The organism is Streptomyces sp. NPDC048142 (assembly GCF_043202835.1).
Lineage (GTDB): Bacteria > Actinomycetota > Actinomycetes > Streptomycetales > Streptomycetaceae > Streptomyces.
The window spans coordinates 175,383-190,885 of the sequence record NZ_JBIDBC010000004.1 but is presented as its reverse complement, the minus strand read 5'-3'; the positions used below and the strand labels follow the sequence as shown (position 1 = coordinate 190,885).

The window sequence follows — 15,503 nt, the reverse complement described above, 5'->3', positions numbered from 1 at the left end:
CGTCGTGATCCGGGTGTTACGCCGGCACGCTCGCCACGCCCTGCTCCAGGAACGGCTTGCCGTTCACCCGCTGGGAGACGCCCTCACGGTCCAGGTACGGCGTGATGCCGCCCAGGTGGAAGGGCCAGCCCGCGCCGGTGATCAGGCACAGGTCGATGTCCTGGGCCTCGGCGACGACGCCCTCGTCCAGCATCAGGCCGATCTCCTGCGCCACCGCGTCGAGCACCCGGTCGCGGGTCTGCTCCTCGGTGAGGACGGTGTCGCCCTGCTTGAGGAGGGCGGCGACCTCGGGATCGAGGACCGGCGCGCCGGAGTCGTGGACGTAGAAGCCGCGCTTGCCCGCCTTGACGACCGCCGCGAGGTTCTCGGAGACCGTGAAGCGCTCCGGGAAGGCGCGGTTCAGGGTCTCGGAGACGTGCAGGCCGATGGCCGGGCCGACCAGCTCCAGGAGCACCAGCGGGGACATCGGCAGGCCGAGCGGCTCGACGGCCTTCTCCGCGACCTCGACCGGGGTGCCCTCGTCGATGACGTTCTGGATCTCGCCCATGAAGCGGGTGAGGATGCGGTTGACGACGAACGCCGGGGCGTCCTTCACCAGGACCGCGGTCTTCTTCAGCTTGCGGGCCACCCCGAACGCCGTCGCCAGCGAGGCGTCGTCGGTCTGCTCGCCGCGGACGATCTCCAGGAGCGGGAGGATCGCGACCGGGTTGAAGAAGTGGAAGCCGACGACCCGCTCGGGGTTCTTCAGCTTCGACGCCATCTCGGTCACCGAGAGCGAGGAGGTGTTGGTGGCGAGGATCGCGTGCGCCGGGGCGACCGCCTCGACCTCCGCGAACACCTGCTGCTTGACGCCGATCTCCTCGAAGACGGCCTCGATGATGAAGTCCGCGTCCGCGAAGCCCTCGGCCTTGTCGAGGACCCCGGAGACCAGGCCCTTGAGACGGTTGGCCTTGTCCTGGTTGATGCGGCCCTTGCCGAGCAGCTTCTCGATCTCGGCGTGGACGTAGCCCACACCCTTGTCGACGCGCTCCTGGTCGATGTCCGTGAGGACGACCGGGACCTCAAGGCGGCGCAGGAACAGCAGCGCCAGCTGCGAGGCCATCAGGCCCGCGCCGACGACGCCGACCTTGGTGACCGGGCGGGCCAGGCTCTTGTCCGGGGCGCCGGCCGGGCGCTTGGCGCGCTTCTGGACCAGGTTGAAGGCGTAGATGCCGCTGCGCAGCTCGCCGCCCATGATCAGGTCCGCCAGCGCCTGGTCCTCGGCGTCGAAGCCGGCGCTCAGGTCGCCGTCCTTCGCCGCCGCGATGATGTCCAGCGCCCGGTACGCCGCCGGGGCCGCGCCGTGCACCTTGGAGTCGGCGATGGCCCGGCCGCGGGCGACGGCCTGGTCCCAGGCCGCACCGCGGTCGATCTCCGCGCGCTCGACCGTGACCGAGCCCTTGAGCACGTTCGCGGTCCAGATCAGCGACTGCTCCAGGAAGTCCGCACCCTCGAACAGCGCGTCCGCGATGCCGAGTTCGAAGACCTGCTTGCCCTTGAGCTGACGGTTCTGGTTCAGCGAGTTCTCGATGATCACCGAGACCGCGCGGTCCGCGCCGATCAGGTTCGGGAGCAGCGCGCAGCCGCCCCAGCCGGGGACCAGACCGAGGAAGACCTCGGGCAGCGAGAACGCCGGGAGCGCCTTGGAGACGGTGCGGTAGGTGCAGTGCAGACCGACCTCGACACCGCCGCCCATGGCCGCGCCGTTGTAGTACGCGAAGGTGGGGACCGCGAGGCCGGCCAGGCGGCGGAAGACGTCGTGGCCGCCCTTGCCGATGGCCAGCGCGTCCTCGTGACGGCTCAGCAGCTCGACACCCTTGAGGTCGGCGCCGACCGCGAAGATGAACGGCTTGCCGGTGATGCCGACACCGGTGATGGTGCCCTCGGACGCCTCCTTCTCGACCTGGTCGATCGCGGCGTCGAGGTTCGCCAGCGACTGCGGTCCGAAGGTGGTCGGCTTGGTGTGGTCCAGGCCGTTGTCCAGCGTGATGAGCGCGAACCGCCCGGCGCCGTACGGCAGGTCCAGGTGGCGTACGTGCGCCTGGGTGACGACCTCACCGGGGAACAGCTCGGCCGCACCCTTCAGAAGCTCAGTGGTGGAACTCACTTGTTGCCTCCGTCAGCGTTGAAGTGCGGGTTCTCCCAGACGACCGTGGCGCCCATGCCGAAGCCGACGCACATGGTCGTCAGGCCGTAGCGGACCTCGGGGTGCTCCTCGAACTGCCGGGCCAGCTGCGTCATGAGCCGGACACCGGAGGAGGCCAGCGGGTGGCCGTAGGCGATGGCGCCGCCGAACTGGTTGACGCGGGTGTCGTCGTCGGCGATGCCGTAGTGCTCCAGGAAGGCGAGCACCTGCACGGCGAACGCCTCGTTGATCTCGAAGAGACCGATGTCGTCGATGGTCAGACCGGCCTGGGCCAGTGCCTTCTCCGTGGCCGGGATCGGGCCGTAGCCCATGACCTCCGGCTCGACGCCCGCGAAGGCGTAGGAGACCAGGCGCATCCTGACCGGGAGGCCCAGCTCGACCGCGACGTCCTCGGCGGCGAGCAGCGAGGCGGTGGCGCCGTCGTTGAGACCCGCGGCGTTACCGGCCGTCACCCGGCCGTGGGCGCGGAAGGGGGTCTTCAGGCCCGCGAGGGACTCCATCGTGGTGCTGGGGCGCATCGGCTCGTCGGCGGTGACCAGGCCCCAGCCCGTCTCGCCCGCCTCGGGGTTGGTGCGGCGCACCGAGACCGGCACCAGGTCCTGCTGGATCTTGCCGTTGGCGTACGCCTTGGCGGCCTTCTCCTGCGAGCGCACCGCGTAGGCGTCGGCGCGCTCCTTGGTGATGGTGGGGTAGCGGTCGTGCAGGTTCTCCGCCGTCATGCCCATGAACAGGGCGGATTCGTCGACCAGCTTCTCCGACACGAAGCGCGGGTTCGGGTCGACGCCCTCGCCCATCGGGTGGCGGCCCATGTGCTCGACGCCACCGGCCACGACGACGTCGTACGCGCCGAAGGCGATGGAACCGGCCGTCGAGGTGACGGCGGTCAGCGCGCCCGCGCACATGCGGTCGATCGAGTAGCCCGGGACGGACTGCGGCAGACCGGCCAGGATTCCGGCGGTACGGCCCAGCGTGAGGCCCTGGTCACCGATCTGCGTGGTCGCGGCGATGGCGACCTCGTCGATCTTCTTGGGGTCCAGGTCCGGGTTGCGGCGCAGCAGCTCCCGGATGGCCTTCACGACGAGGTCGTCGGCGCGGGTCTCGTGGTAGATGCCCTTCGGGCCCGCTTTGCCGAACGGGGTGCGGACGCCGTCGACGAAGACGACGTCCCGGATGGTACGAGGCACGATGGCTCTCCTCCAGGGTGCGGGATGGCACTGCTGCGGGGCACGCCACGGGGACGCGCCGCCTGCCATCATGCTACTTGCGGGTAACCAGACTGCCCACCCCTCATGGCCGGAGCGTCGAAGGTCACACCGCGTCGGCACCCGCCGCAGGCCGCCGAAGCCGGTGCGCAGCGGGCGAGGAGGGTCGTGAACCTGGCGTGATTTCGACCATCGGTTCGGTCCGCGAACAGGGCCCGGAGAGCGGAAAACCCCCGGTCCGTGACCGGGGGTGTCCGCTGCGTGACGGAATCAGGAGGTGCCCAGCGCCCGGACCAGGAGCGGGGCGACCTGCTGGATCTGCCAGTTCCGCGCCCCGTACCCGGCGAGGGTGTCCTCGACGGCGCCCGGGGTCGGGTGCGTCGGCGGCTCCCAGCAGACCCGGCGCACGGTGTCCGGGGTGATCAGGTTCTCCTGGGGCATGTGGAGGCGTTCGGCCAGCTCGGAGATGGCGGCGCGGGCGGCCGAGAGCCGGGCGGCGGCGGCCGGGTCCTTGTCGGCCCAGGAGCGCGGGGGAGGCGGTCCGGCCGGCTGCTGACCGGGCTGCGGCAGCTCCGGCTCGGGCAGCGCCCTGGCCCGGTCCACGGCCGCCTGCCACTGCTCCAGCTGACGGCGTCCCATGCGGTGGCCGAATCCCGGCAGCGCGGTCAGGGCCTGCACATCGACCGGCAGCGCGAGCGCGGCCTCGACGATCGCGGCGTCGCCGAGCACCTTGCCCGGGGAGATGTCGCGGCGCTGGGCGACCTGGTCACGGGTGGTCCACAGCTCCCGGACGACGGCCATCTGACGGCGGCGGCGCACCTTGTGCATGCCCGAGGTGCGGCGCCAGGGGTCCTTGCGGGGCGGCGCGGGCGGCGCGGCGGCGATGGCGTCGAACTCCTCCCGGGCCCATGCCAGTTTGCCCTGCCGCTCAAGCTCCTCCTCCAGCGCGTCGCGCAGGTCGATCAGGAGCTCCACGTCGAGCGCGGCGTAGCGCAGCCAGGGCTCGGGCAGCGGGCGGGTGGACCAGTCGACCGCGGAATGGCCCTTCTCCAGGGCGTACCCGAGGACGTTCTCCACCATCGCGCCGAGGCCGACGCGCGGGAAGCCCGCGAGCCGTCCGGCCAGCTCGGTGTCGAACAGCGAGGTGGGAGTCATGCCTATGTCCCGCAGGCACGGCAGGTCCTGGGTCGCCGCGTGCAGGATCCACTCGGTGCCGGTCAGCGCGGAGCCGAGGCCCGAGAGGTCGGGGCAGCCGACCGGGTCGACCAGGGCGCTGCCCGCGCCCTCGCGGCGCAGCTGTACGAGGTAGGCGCGCTGGCCGTAGCGGTATCCCGAGGCGCGCTCGGCGTCGACGGCCACCGGGCCGGTGCCCGCGGCGAAGGCGGCGATCACCCCGGCGAGGGCGTCGTCGGACGTCACCACCGGGGGAATGCCCTCGCGCGGTTCGAGCAAGGGGATCGGCGCCGGGGCGACGTCGTCCGGGGGAGCGCCCCCGGTGGTTCGCAGTGAAGTGTCTGCTGCGGTCTCTTGGGCGTCGGTCACGTGTCAAGGGTATCTGGGTATGCGCGGAGCCCGTCGACGGAACGTTCCGTCGACGGGCTGCCATGCGCGTATTCCAGCCGGAGGCGCGTCGAGGCACGTCCCGGCGGGGTGCGGTCAGTGGATGATGCCCGTCCGCAGGGCGACCGCGACCATTCCGGCGCGGTCTCCGGTGCCGAGCTTGCGGGCGATGCGGGCGAGGTGGGACTTGACGGTCAGGGCGGAGAGGCCCATCGAGACGCCGATGGCCTTGTTGGACTGGCCTTCGGCGACCAGGCGGAGCACCTCCACCTCGCGTCCGGACAGTTCGCGGTAGCCGCCCGGGTGGCTCGGGGAACCGGGAGGCCGGCGGTGCATACGGGCGGCGTTGGCGCCGATGGGGGCGACGCCGGGGCGGGTGGGGTGACCGATGTTGGTTCGGGTGCCGGTGACGACGTAGCCCTTCACGCCGCCCGCGAGGGCGTTGCGAACGGCGCCGATGTCGTCGGCGGCGGAGAGAGCGAGACCGTTGGGCCAGCCTGCGGCGCGGGTCTCGGAGAGCAGGGTCAGCCCGGAACCGTCGGGCAGGTGGACGTCGGCAATGCAGATGTCGCGCGGGTTGCCGACGCGGGGGCGTGCCTCCGCGATGGACGACGCTTCGATGACGTCACGTACTCCGAGGGCCCACAGATGGCGGGTGACGGTGGAACGGACGCGCGGGTCGGCCACGACGACCATGGCCGTCGGCTTGTTCGGGCGGTAGGCGACCAGGCTTGCGGGCTGCTCAAGGAGAACGGACACCAGGCCTCCTGGGGGGAGTGGCGGGACGGGCCGGCTCGGGGGATGAAGCCGGGGGCGAACCGTGCTTGAAGGGTCATTGACCTCTTCGGCAGCGGACCCGTCCTCCTTTAGGGGAAGATCACGATTTGGTGAGTAACAATTCGGGCAAATAGGACGTGCGATCGATTGTACGAAAAGAGAGCCGGCGCCTGTGCGATACGGGTGACGGAGTGTTACGGAACCTGTGGCCCGCGCCGCTGCGGCAGCGTCACCACCGTCGCGTCCGCCGGATCCGACGGCGGCAGTCCCGCGATCTGGCACAGCAGATCGCCCCAGGCCATCAGGTGTGACGCCACGTCCGGCACCCCGGACCGCCCCTCGCGAGGCGTCCACGAGGCGCGGATCTCGATCTGCGTCGCCGGACGGCGCGCGGACAGCGCACCGAAGTAGTGCGATCCGGCGCGTGTCACCGTTCCGCCGGCCTCTCCGTACGACAGGCCCCGCGCGTCCAGCGCACCCGTCAGCCAGGACCAGCACACCTCCGGGAGCAGCGGGTCCGCCGCCATCTCCGGCTCCAGCTCCGCCCGGACCAGCGTCACCAGCCGGAACGCGCCCTGCCAGGCGTCGTGCCCCGCCGGATCGTGCAGCAGGACCAGCCTGCCGTCCGCGAGATCGTCCTCGCCGTCCACCACCGCCGCCTCCAGGGCGTACGCGTGCGGCGCGAGGCGCTGGGGCGGCCTGGTCACCTCCACCTCCAGCTCCGGGCGGAGGCGCGCGGAGCTCAGCGCTTCGACCGCCGCCAGGAACGCGGGCGGCACGGAAGGACCCTCCGTGCGGTCCTTGCTTTCAACGCCATCGGAATGATCGGAAAATTGTCCCTGAGCCGGAGCCATGCGGGGAAGAGTAGGCGGAAGGCGGGCTTCGCGCAGGGAGAGACACCCGTGCGGGACCGGGCTCCTTCGGCACGCGTGCGAAGATTCTGTGCGTGAGTGCCAACGACAGCCCTTCGGGCCAGCAGACGACGACCTCCGCCAGCCTCGACGCGGTCCGCCACGCCACCCACGACTCGGCGTTCCTCCGGGCCTGCCGCCGCGAACCCGTCTCCCACACGCCGGTCTGGTTCATGCGCCAGGCGGGACGCTCGCTGCCCGAGTACCTGAAGGTCCGCGAAGGCATCGCGATGCTCGACTCCTGCATGATGCCGGAGCTGGTCGCCGAGATCACCCTGCAGCCCGTACGCCGCCACAAGGTCGACGCCGCGATCTACTTCAGCGACATCGTCGTGCCCCTGAAGGCCATCGGCATCGACCTCGACATCAAGCCCGGCGTCGGCCCCGTCATCGCCGAGCCGATCCGCACCCGCGCCGACCTGGCCCGGCTGCGCGACCTCACCCCCGAGGACGTCCCGTACGTCACCGAGGCCATCGGGATGCTCACCGCCGAGCTGGGCGCCACCCCGCTCATCGGCTTCGCCGGGGCCCCCTTCACCCTCGCCAGCTACCTCGTCGAGGGCGGCCCCTCGCGCAACCACGAGCGCACCAAGGCCATGATGTACGGCGACCCGCAGCTGTGGGCCGACCTCGTCGACCGGCTCGCGGAGATCACCGGCGCCTTCCTCAAGGTGCAGATCGAGGCCGGCGCCTCGGCCGTCCAGCTCTTCGACTCCTGGGTCGGCGCACTGGCCCCCGCCGACTACCGCCGCGCGGTGCTGCCCGCCTCCGCGAAGGTCTTCGACGCCGTCGCCCCCTACGGCGTCCCCCGCATCCACTTCGGCGTCGGCACCGGCGAACTGCTCGGCCTGATGGGCGAGGCGGGCGCGGACGTCGTCGGCGTCGACTGGCGCGTCCCGCTGGACGAGGCCGCCCGCCGCGTCGGCCCCGGCAAGGCGCTCCAGGGCAACCTCGACCCGGCGGTGCTGTACGCGCCGGCCCCGGCCGTCGAGGAGAAGGCCCGCGAGGTGCTGGACGCGGCCGCGGGGCTCGAGGGCCACATCTTCAACCTGGGCCACGGCGTCATGCCGACCATGGACCCGGACGCCCTCACCCGGCTCGTGGAGTACGTGCACACGCAGACCGCGCACTGAACCGACGGATGCCCGGGGGCCGGCCCGCGAAGCCGGCCGGCCCCCGGGACCTCGTCAGCTGCCCGCGCCCCGCACCGCCGCCACCGCCTTGCGCGCGGCGACCAGCACCGGGTCCCAGACCGGCGAGAACGGCGGGGCGTAGCCCAGGTCGAGCGCCGTCATCTGCTCCACCGTCATCCCGGCCGTCAGCGCCACCGCCGCCACGTCCACCCGCTTCGCCGACCCCTCGCGCCCGACGATCTGCACCCCGAGCAGCCGTCCCGTGCGGTACTCCGCGATCATCTTCACCGTCATCGGCTTCGCCCCCGGGTAGTAACCCGCCCGCTGCGTCGACTCGATCGTCGCCGTGACATACCGCAGCCCGACCGCGCGGGCGTCCTTCTCCCGCAGCCCGGTCCGGGCGATCTCCAGGTCGCAGACCTTGCTCACCGCCGTACCGACCACGCCCGGGAACGTGCCGTAGCCGCCCCCGGCGTTGGAACCGATCACCTGGCCGTGCTTGTTGGCGTGGGTGCCCAGCGCGATGTGCCGGGTGCGGCCCGCCACCAGGTCCAGGACCTCCACGCAGTCGCCGCCCGCCCAGATGTTCTCGTGGCCCACCACCCGCATCGACAGGTCCGTCAGCAGCCCGCCGTGCGGACCCACCGGCAGCCCCGCCCCGCGCGCCAGCTCTGTCTCCGGCTCCACGCCGATGCCGAGGACCACCACGTCCGCCGGATACCTCCCCGCGTCCGTCGCCACCCCGCTCACCCGGCCGTCCGGGCCGGTCAGGATCCCGGTGACGGCGGCCCCGTTGACCGTGGTGATGCCCAGCCCGTCCATCGCGTCGTGGACGAGCCGCCCCATGTCCGGGTCGAGCGTCGCCATCGGCTGCTCGCCCCGGTTCAGGACGGTCACCTCGAAGCCCCGCGTGAGCATCGCCTCGGCCATCTCGACGCCGATGTACCCCGCGCCCACCACGACCGCCCGGCGGGTCTCCCCGGAGCCCAGGGCGTCCAGCGAGTCCAGGAGCGCCTGCCCGTCGTCCAGGGTCTGCACCCCGTGCACCCCGGCCGCGTCCATCCCGGGCAGCGCCGGGCGCACCGGACGGGCCCCGGTGGCGATCACCAGCTTGTCGAAGCCCGTCCAGTACGTCCGCCCGCTCTCCCGGTCCAGCGCCTTCACCCGCTGCCCGGCCACGTCGAGCTCCGTCACCTCGGTCCGCATCCGCAGATCGATGTCCCGCTCCCGGTGCTCCTCGGGGGTCCGGGCGATCAGGTCGTCGCGCGCTTCGACGTCGCCGCTCACCCAGTACGGGATGCCGCAGGCGGAGTACGAGGTGAAGTGGCCGCGCTCGAAGGCGACGATCTCCAGCGCGTCCGCCCCCTTCAGCCTGCGCGCCTGTGACGCGGCGGACATACCCGCCGCGTCACCGCCGATGACCACCAGTCGCTCCACTGCTGCCATTCCGGGTCCCCTTTCGCCGATTCGCCGATCCCGCGAATCGCTGAGCCAGGGATCCCACGCTACGGCGCTGGAGTGCCCTCCTCCGCCGGTGCGGGTGCCGGTGCGCCGGCCGGTGCGGGTGCCCGTGACGTCCTGCGACGGAGCAGCACCCGCCGGACCAGCAGCGCCAGGGCCCCGGCGACCAGGAACGGGAACATGGCCCCGAACGCCACCGCGATCCACCGCAGCAGCGTCACGAACGCGTCCCAGCCACCGCCCAGCGCGTCCAGGAACCCCGGATGGTCGTCCTTCTTCTCCCCGTCCCCGTCCGGCGCGTCCGGAGGCGTCAGGTCCAGCGTGATCGTCGCCAGCGAGGTGCGGTCCTTCAGGCTCGCCCGCCGGGCCAGCAGCGACTCCAGGTCGGACTGACGGCTGCTCAGCTCGCCCTCCAGGGCGACCACATCGCTGATCCGCTCCGCCCGGTCCATCAGCTCCCGCACCCGCGCCACGCTCGCGCGCTGCGTGGCGATCCGGCTGTCCACGTCGACCACCTGGTCGGTGACGTCCTTCGCGTCGGAGGTGCGCGAGAGCAGCTTCCCGGAACCGGAAAGCTCCCGCAGCACCTCCTGGAACCGGTCCTGCGGCACCCGCAGCACCAGGTGCGAGGTCTCGGAGGTGTCGTCGAGCCGCTCGGTGTTCTCCGTCGCCACCAGGCCGCCCGCGCCCTCCGCCGCACCGCGCGCGGCGGCGGCGGCCTTCGGCACGCTCTTCACCTCGACGGACAGGGTGGCCGTACGGATGACATGGGTGGCCCCGGGCGCGGGCGCCGCCTTCTTCCCCGTGGCCTTCCCGTCCGCCTGCTTCTCGGCGGCGGAGGCCGCGGCCCCGTCCGCGCCGGACCCCGCCGGTCCGTCCGCGAACCCCTCGCGCGGGGCGGATTTCGCGTCCGCCGCCTGCTTGCCGCTGTCCGAGGCGTCGCCCGACGCCCCGCAGCCGCCGACGGCGAGCAGGAGGCCGAGCGCCCCGGCCACGAGCGCCGCCCGCCCGCGGACGAACGACCGAGCGGTTCCGCTGTCCGATTCCATAACTGGTCCCCCCAGAACGGTGGTTGATGGCAACCGTTCGACGTGGCGGCCCCGGGACCGGTTGCCGGACACCGGTTTCGAAGTGGTCACGGTCAGGACGCGAAACGGGTTTGAGAGAGTGGACCCATGCAGCGTTCTCAACAGCGTGCGGAAACGGCCGGGCGTGCGGAAGCGACCCCGGGCCACGTCGTCGTCATCGGCGGCGGCATCGCCGGCCTGGCGGCCGCCCACCGTCTGGTCGCCACCGGACTGCGGGTCACCCTCCTGGAGGCGACCGACCGGCTCGGCGGCAAGCTCATGACCGGCGAGATCGCGGGCGTCCAGGTCGACCTGGGGGCCGAGTCGATGCTCGCCCGGCGCCCCGAGGCGGTCGCCCTGGCCCGCGAGGCGGGCCTCGCCGACCGCCTCCAGCCGCCCGCCACCGCCACCGCCGCGCTGTGGACGCGCGACGCGCTGCGCCCCCTGCCCAAGGGGCACGTCATGGGCGTCCCCGGCGACCCGGCCGTGCTCGGCGAGGTGCTGTCCCCCGAGGGGCTGGCCCGGATCGCCGAGGAGCGCGACCTCACCCCGACCCCCGTCGGCGACGATGTCGCCGTCGGCGCGTACGTCGCCGACCGGCTCGGCCGCGAGGTCGTCGACCGGCTGGTGGAGCCCCTCCTCGGCGGGGTCTACGCCGGTGACGCCTACCGGATCTCGATGCGCGCCGCCGTACCCCAGCTCTTCGAAGCCGTACGGGAGGGCGGCCCGCTGCTGGAAGCCGTACGCCGCGTCCAGGAGCGGGCCACCGCCCGGCAGCAGACCGGACCCGTCTTCCAGGGCATCGAGGGCGGCATCGGCACCCTCCCCGACGCCGTCGGCGACGCCGTACGGGCCGCCGGCGGCGAGATCCTCACCCGGACGCCCGTCCTCGGTCTGACCCGTACGGAAACGGGCTGGGCCGTTCGCACCGACACCCGGACGATCGCCGCCGACGGCATCGTCCTGGCCACCCCCGCCTGGTCCGCCGGCACCCTGCTGGCCGCCGAGTCCCCGGCCGCTTCCGCCGAGCTGTCCGGCGTCGAGTACGCCTCGATGGCCCTGGTCACCCTGGCCTTCCGGCGCACCGACATCGAGGCGCACGAGGCCCTGCGCGGCCGCTCCGGCTTTCTGGTGCCGCCGGTCGACGGCCGCACCATCAAGGCGTCCACCTTCTCCAGCAACAAGTGGCAGTGGGTCGCCGACGCCGCCCCGGACCTCTTCGTGCTCCGCACCTCCGTCGGCCGGTACGGCGAGGAGGATCATCTGCACCGCGAGGACGAGGAACTCGTCGCCGTCTCCCGGCGCGACCTCGCCGCGGCCACCGGACTCACCGCCCGGCCCGTCGACACCGAGGTCACCCGCTGGATCGGCGGCCTGCCGCAGTACCCGGTCGGCCACCACACCCGGGTCGCCCGGATCCGCGACGAGGTCGCCGGGCTCCCCGCCCTGCGGGTCTGCGGCGCGGTCTACGACGGGGTCGGCATCCCCGCCTGCATCGCGAGCGCGCAGCGGGCGGCCGACGAGATCACGAGAGAGATCATCGCCACGCCGACCCTGGTTCGGGGCACGGGGAGCGAGGCGGGACAATAGCCGTATGAGTGCTCCTGAGACTGTGACATCAAGCAAGAGTCCGAACGCCGGCAAGAAGGCCAAGGACCTCAACGAGGTCATCCGTTACACCCTGTGGTCGGTCTTCAAACTGCGTGACGTGCTCCCGCTGGACCGCGCGGGATACGCCGACGAGGTCCAGGAGCTGTTCGACCAGCTCGCGGCCAAGGACATCACCGTCCGCGGCACCTACGACGTGTCCGGTCTGCGGGCCGACGCCGACCTCATGATCTGGTGGCACGCCGAGACCTCGGACGAGCTCCAGGAGGCGTACAACCTCTTCAGGCGCACCAGGCTCGGCCGCGCGCTCGACCCGGTCTGGTCGAACATGGCGCTGCACAGGCCGGCCGAGTTCAACAAGTCGCACGTCCCGGCGTTCCTCGCCGACGAGACGCCGCGCGACTACATCAGCGTCTACCCCTTCGTCCGGTCCTACGACTGGTACCTGCTGCCCGACGAGGACCGCCGCCGTATGCTCGCGGACCACGGCAAGATGGCCCGGGGCTACCCGGACGTCCGCGCCAACACTGTCGCCTCGTTCTCGCTGGGCGACTACGAGTGGGTCCTCGCCTTCGAGGCGGACGAGCTGTACCGCATCGTCGACCTGATGCGTCACCTGCGCGCCTCCGAGGCACGTCTCCACGTGCGCGAGGAGGTCCCGTTCTACACGGGCCGCAGGAAGAGCGTCGCAGACCTGGTGGCCGGGCTCGCATAGCCAGCGAGTCCCGCACCACCCCAACCCGGAAGATCAGAAAGGCGGGCACCGGGCACCGACCGTGCCGCCCGCCGTTCCAGCGACACCGGGTTCGGCTTCGGGGGCCGTCGCACTGTGATGGTGCGGCGGCCCCCGCTCCGTCGTCCGGTCCGGTCAGTCCAGAGACACCGGGTTCGGCTCCGGACGCGCGGCGCAGTCCGCACCCCGCCCCGGTACCTCACCGGTCAGCAGATACCGGCGCAGATGGTCGTCCACGCAGGTGTTCCCGGCCCCGCCGACGCCGTGCGTACCGGCGCCCCGCTCGGTCACCAGCGACGAGCCGGACAGCCGCCTCCGCAGCTCCAGTGCCCCCCGGTACGGGGTCGCCGCGTCCCGCTCCGCCGCCAGGATCAGCACCGGCGGCAGCTCGCCCCACCGCGTCCCGACCTCCAGCGGCCGCTGCCGGGGCGCGGGCCAGAACGCGCACGGCAGGTTCGCGAAGGCGTTGTCCCAGGTCTCGAAGGGGGCGACGCGCGCCAGGTCCGTGTGGTCGCGGTCCCACACCTCGAAGTCCTCGGGCCAGGGCGCGTCATTGCACTCGACCGCCGTGTACACCGCCTGCGCGTTCTCGTTGCCCTCGGCCGCCACCGCGCGCGGGGACGCCTGCGCGACCAGCGGCTCCGGGTTGCCCCGGACGTACTCCGAGAGCGCCGTCGCCCGCATCGCCCAGTAGTCGTCGTAGTAACCGGCCCCCAGGAACGCCGAGTGCAGCTGCCCCGGCCCCACCGTGCCGCCCGCGGGCTTCGTCGCCAGCTCGGCGCGTACCTCGTCGTAGTGCCGCCGCACCGACTCCGGCGTGGTCCCCAGGCGATAGACGTCGTCGTGCCGGGCGACCCAGCGGCGGAAGTCCTCCCAGCGTGCCTCGAAGGCCAGCGACTGGCCCATGTTGGAGCGGTACCAGATCTGCTCCGGGTCCGGGTCGACCACCGAGTCGAACACCATGCGCCGTACGTGGGAGGGGAACAGCGTCGCGTACAGCGCGCCGAAGTACGTCCCGTAGGACGCCCCCATGAACGTCAGACGCGGCTCGCCGAGCGCGGCCCGCAGGACGTCCAGGTCACGGGCGTTGTTCAGCGAGGTGTAGTGCCGCAGCGCCTCGCCCGCGTGGGTCGCGCAGCCCTGCGCGTACGCCTTCGCGCGGGCGACGCGCCGCTCCTTGTACTCCCGCGTCGGGTGGGTCGGCGCGCTGGTCGGGCCCTTCGTGTAGGCGGCGGGGTCCTGGCAGCTCAGCGGGGCGGACGAACCGTTCACCCCGCGCGGGGCGTAGCCGACCAGGTCGTACGCCTCGGCGATCTCCTTCCACTCCGGCAACTCCCCGGCCAGCGGGAAGGTGATGCTGGACGCGCCGGGGCCGCCCGGGTTGTAGACGAACGCGCCCTGCCGCTCCTCGGCCGGGCCGGTGGCCCCGGCGCGGCTGACGGTCAGTTCGAGCTGCCGCCCGTCCGGCTCCGCGTAGTCGAGGGGCACCTTCACCGTGCCGCATTTCAGGGAGTCCGGGAGCATCTCCTCCTCCGGGCAGGAGACGAAGTCGATCCCGGCGGCCGTGGCACGGGCGGCGGCGATCGCGGTGCCCCGGGCCTCGGCGGCGGCCGGGCCCTCCCGGGCGGCCGCGGGAGCGGCGGCCAGGGCGGACAGGACCAGGGAGCCGATCGATGTGTACAGCGCAGCTGTTCTCACGCGCGGTGCCTCTCTGCGGATGCGGAGAGGGATGATCGGGCGGGCGGGCGCCGATGTCCAGTACCGCCCCCGCATGTCCCCGCCCATGACTCCGATGGGCGGTCAGAAACCGTGTACCGCAGGGCGGTTCGGAGACTCCGGCCCCGGAGGCGAGGTCAGGAACCGCCCCCGCCGCAGCTGGACCCGCCCGAGCTGCCGCAGCTCGATCCGCCGCCGCCCCCGCAGCCGGAACCGCTGCCGGACCCGGATCCGCAGCCGGACCCACTGCCGCAGCTCGAACCGGAGCCGCCCCCGCCGGACCCTCCGCAGCTGGAGCCGTCGGGACTGGCGGCGGCGCACCAGAGCGTCGTCACGGCGACGGCGGTGACTCCCGCAGACGTCCCCCCGGCGGTATGCGCCGACGACCGCCCGCGCGGACCGCTCAGCCGCGCCGCCGACGCCAGTTGGGCCTGGAGCACCGGGTCGGGCAGGGCGCGGAGCCCCAGCGTGGCGACCAGGTGGGCGGGGGTCACCACCTGGGCGTAGGCGTTCCGGAACGCCAGGGCGGCCCGGCGGCCCGCCTTCGTGATGCGGGTGGAGGAGGTCGCCGTGACGATCAGACCGCTGAATCCGCCGATCAGGACCGGGGGCAGCATCATCAGGACGAACGGGAACGGGCTGTCGTCGGTGGCGAACTGGACGAAGGTCAGCACCATGCTCAGTGGCAGGGCGGCGACGCACGCCAGCCCCTGGATCATCGCCCACCGCCGCAGCGGCCGGCTCTCCACGGGCGACACGAGCAGCCCGCGGCGAGCCCGTCGCCGATCTCCTGGACCGCTGGGTGCCGCATCACCGCGTCCCGCAGGCCGTGCAGAGCGCCGCTCGGCGCGGCGGCCAGCTCCTGGAACACCGCGCGCTCCACCAGGTCGTTCGCCCGCGCCCGCCGGGCGCCGACGATGCCGGGCCCGCCGACGACCAGCCGGCCGTCCGCGTGCAGGGCGGCCAGCGCGGTGTCCACGACCCTGGCCGGTCCGCCGTTCAGGAACGCGGCCTCGTACAGGTCGTGCAGAGCGGCGCCGGGGGCCGGCCGGGGGCGGCGGGCCCGCCCGCGCGCGGCTCCGACGACGAGCCCCACCGAGGAGACGGCGACCACGACGGTCACCAGCAGCGCCAGTACGTACACAGCGGA

Annotated in this window: 13 protein-coding genes; 3 read left to right on the top strand and 10 right to left on the bottom strand. The window is 72.7% G+C overall.

The window, feature by feature from the left end:
- Positions 1–16: 16 nt before the first annotated feature.
- The 5 genes from ACGF2Y_RS07840 to ACGF2Y_RS07820 form a co-directional block, all read right to left on the bottom strand.
- On the bottom strand, positions 17–2,146 hold the full coding sequence (locus ACGF2Y_RS07840) for a 3-hydroxyacyl-CoA dehydrogenase NAD-binding domain-containing protein (protein ID WP_392944004.1): 2,130 nt from the start codon (positions 2,144–2,146) through the stop codon (positions 17–19).
- Entirely contained in the window at positions 2,143–3,369 is a 1,227-nt protein-coding gene (locus ACGF2Y_RS07835) for a thiolase family protein (RefSeq protein WP_392944002.1), read from the bottom strand. The genes ACGF2Y_RS07840 and ACGF2Y_RS07835 overlap by 4 nt, the downstream gene beginning before the upstream one ends.
- Positions 3,370–3,657: 288 nt before the next feature.
- Positions 3,658–4,929 (bottom strand): HRDC domain-containing protein, encoded by a 1,272-nt coding sequence (locus ACGF2Y_RS07830; RefSeq protein WP_392944000.1) that lies wholly within the window; start codon positions 4,927–4,929, stop codon positions 3,658–3,660.
- Between the two features lie 114 nt (positions 4,930–5,043).
- Positions 5,044–5,706, bottom strand: coding sequence for a response regulator transcription factor (locus ACGF2Y_RS07825; RefSeq protein WP_003965521.1), 663 nt, complete (start codon positions 5,704–5,706; stop codon positions 5,044–5,046).
- A 212-nt stretch (positions 5,707–5,918) separates the two neighbouring features.
- Positions 5,919–6,578 (bottom strand): DUF3000 domain-containing protein, encoded by a 660-nt coding sequence (locus ACGF2Y_RS07820; protein WP_392943998.1) that lies wholly within the window; start codon positions 6,576–6,578, stop codon positions 5,919–5,921.
- A 92-nt stretch (positions 6,579–6,670) separates the two neighbouring features.
- On the opposite strand from ACGF2Y_RS07820, the gene hemE reads away from it, so the two are divergent.
- Positions 6,671–7,768, top strand: a complete 1,098-nt coding sequence (gene hemE / locus ACGF2Y_RS07815) for a uroporphyrinogen decarboxylase (protein WP_392943996.1) — start codon at positions 6,671–6,673, stop codon at positions 7,766–7,768.
- Between the two features lie 54 nt (positions 7,769–7,822).
- Here the strand turns inward: hemE and ACGF2Y_RS07810 are convergent, their stop codons facing one another.
- Both ACGF2Y_RS07810 and ACGF2Y_RS07805 read right to left on the bottom strand, forming a co-directional pair.
- Positions 7,823–9,214 (bottom strand): FAD-dependent oxidoreductase, encoded by a 1,392-nt coding sequence (locus tag ACGF2Y_RS07810; RefSeq protein ID WP_392943994.1) that lies wholly within the window; start codon positions 9,212–9,214, stop codon positions 7,823–7,825.
- A 59-nt stretch (positions 9,215–9,273) separates the two neighbouring features.
- Entirely contained in the window at positions 9,274–10,278 is a 1,005-nt protein-coding gene (locus tag ACGF2Y_RS07805) for a DUF4349 domain-containing protein (protein ID WP_392943992.1), read from the bottom strand.
- A gap of 126 nt (positions 10,279–10,404) precedes the next feature.
- Here ACGF2Y_RS07805 and hemG point away from each other — a divergent pair, with 126 nt between their 5' ends.
- The gene (hemG, locus tag ACGF2Y_RS07800) at positions 10,405–11,886 is read left to right on the top strand and encodes a protoporphyrinogen oxidase (RefSeq protein WP_392943990.1); all 1,482 of its coding nucleotides are present in this window, start codon (positions 10,405–10,407) and stop codon (positions 11,884–11,886) included.
- A gap of 4 nt (positions 11,887–11,890) precedes the next feature.
- Positions 11,891–12,619: a hydrogen peroxide-dependent heme synthase gene (hemQ, locus tag ACGF2Y_RS07795; RefSeq protein WP_371626638.1), complete on the top strand. Its 729-nt coding sequence runs from the start codon at positions 11,891–11,893 to the stop codon at positions 12,617–12,619.
- Positions 12,620–12,772: 153 nt separating this feature from the next.
- Here hemQ and ACGF2Y_RS07790 read toward each other — a convergent pair whose 3' ends face one another.
- The 3 genes from ACGF2Y_RS07790 to ACGF2Y_RS07780 all read right to left on the bottom strand — a co-directional run bounded on the left by ACGF2Y_RS07790 (position 12,773) and on the right by ACGF2Y_RS07780 (position 15,497).
- Complete coding sequence (locus tag ACGF2Y_RS07790; protein WP_392943988.1) at positions 12,773–14,335, bottom strand: alpha/beta hydrolase; 1,563 nt, start codon at positions 14,333–14,335, stop codon at positions 12,773–12,775.
- 155 nt (positions 14,336–14,490) lie between these two features.
- Positions 14,491–15,102 carry a TIGR04222 domain-containing membrane protein gene (locus ACGF2Y_RS07785; protein WP_392943987.1) on the bottom strand — a complete coding sequence of 204 codons (612 nt, stop codon included), beginning with the start codon at positions 15,100–15,102 and terminating at the stop codon, positions 14,491–14,493.
- Positions 15,069–15,497 carry a TIGR04222 domain-containing membrane protein gene (locus ACGF2Y_RS07780; protein ID WP_392943985.1) on the bottom strand — a complete coding sequence of 143 codons (429 nt, stop codon included), beginning with the start codon at positions 15,495–15,497 and terminating at the stop codon, positions 15,069–15,071. The genes ACGF2Y_RS07785 and ACGF2Y_RS07780 overlap by 34 nt, the downstream gene beginning before the upstream one ends.
- Between the last annotated feature and the right edge of the window lie 6 nt (positions 15,498–15,503).

Excerpts from the sequence above, each read along its gene's own strand:
- hemQ (WP_371626638.1), top strand. The coding sequence starts at position 11,891 with ATGAGTGCTCCTGAGACTGTGACATCAAGCAAGAGTCCGAACGCCGGC.
- ACGF2Y_RS07805 (WP_392943992.1), bottom strand. The coding sequence starts at position 10,278 with ATGGAATCGGACAGCGGAACCGCTCGGTCGTTCGTCCGCGGGCGGGCG.
- ACGF2Y_RS07820 (WP_392943998.1), bottom strand. The coding sequence starts at position 6,578 with ATGGCTCCGGCTCAGGGACAATTTTCCGATCATTCCGATGGCGTTGAA.
- ACGF2Y_RS07810 (WP_392943994.1), bottom strand. The coding sequence starts at position 9,214 with ATGGCAGCAGTGGAGCGACTGGTGGTCATCGGCGGTGACGCGGCGGGT.
- hemG (WP_392943990.1), top strand. The coding sequence starts at position 10,405 with ATGCAGCGTTCTCAACAGCGTGCGGAAACGGCCGGGCGTGCGGAAGCG.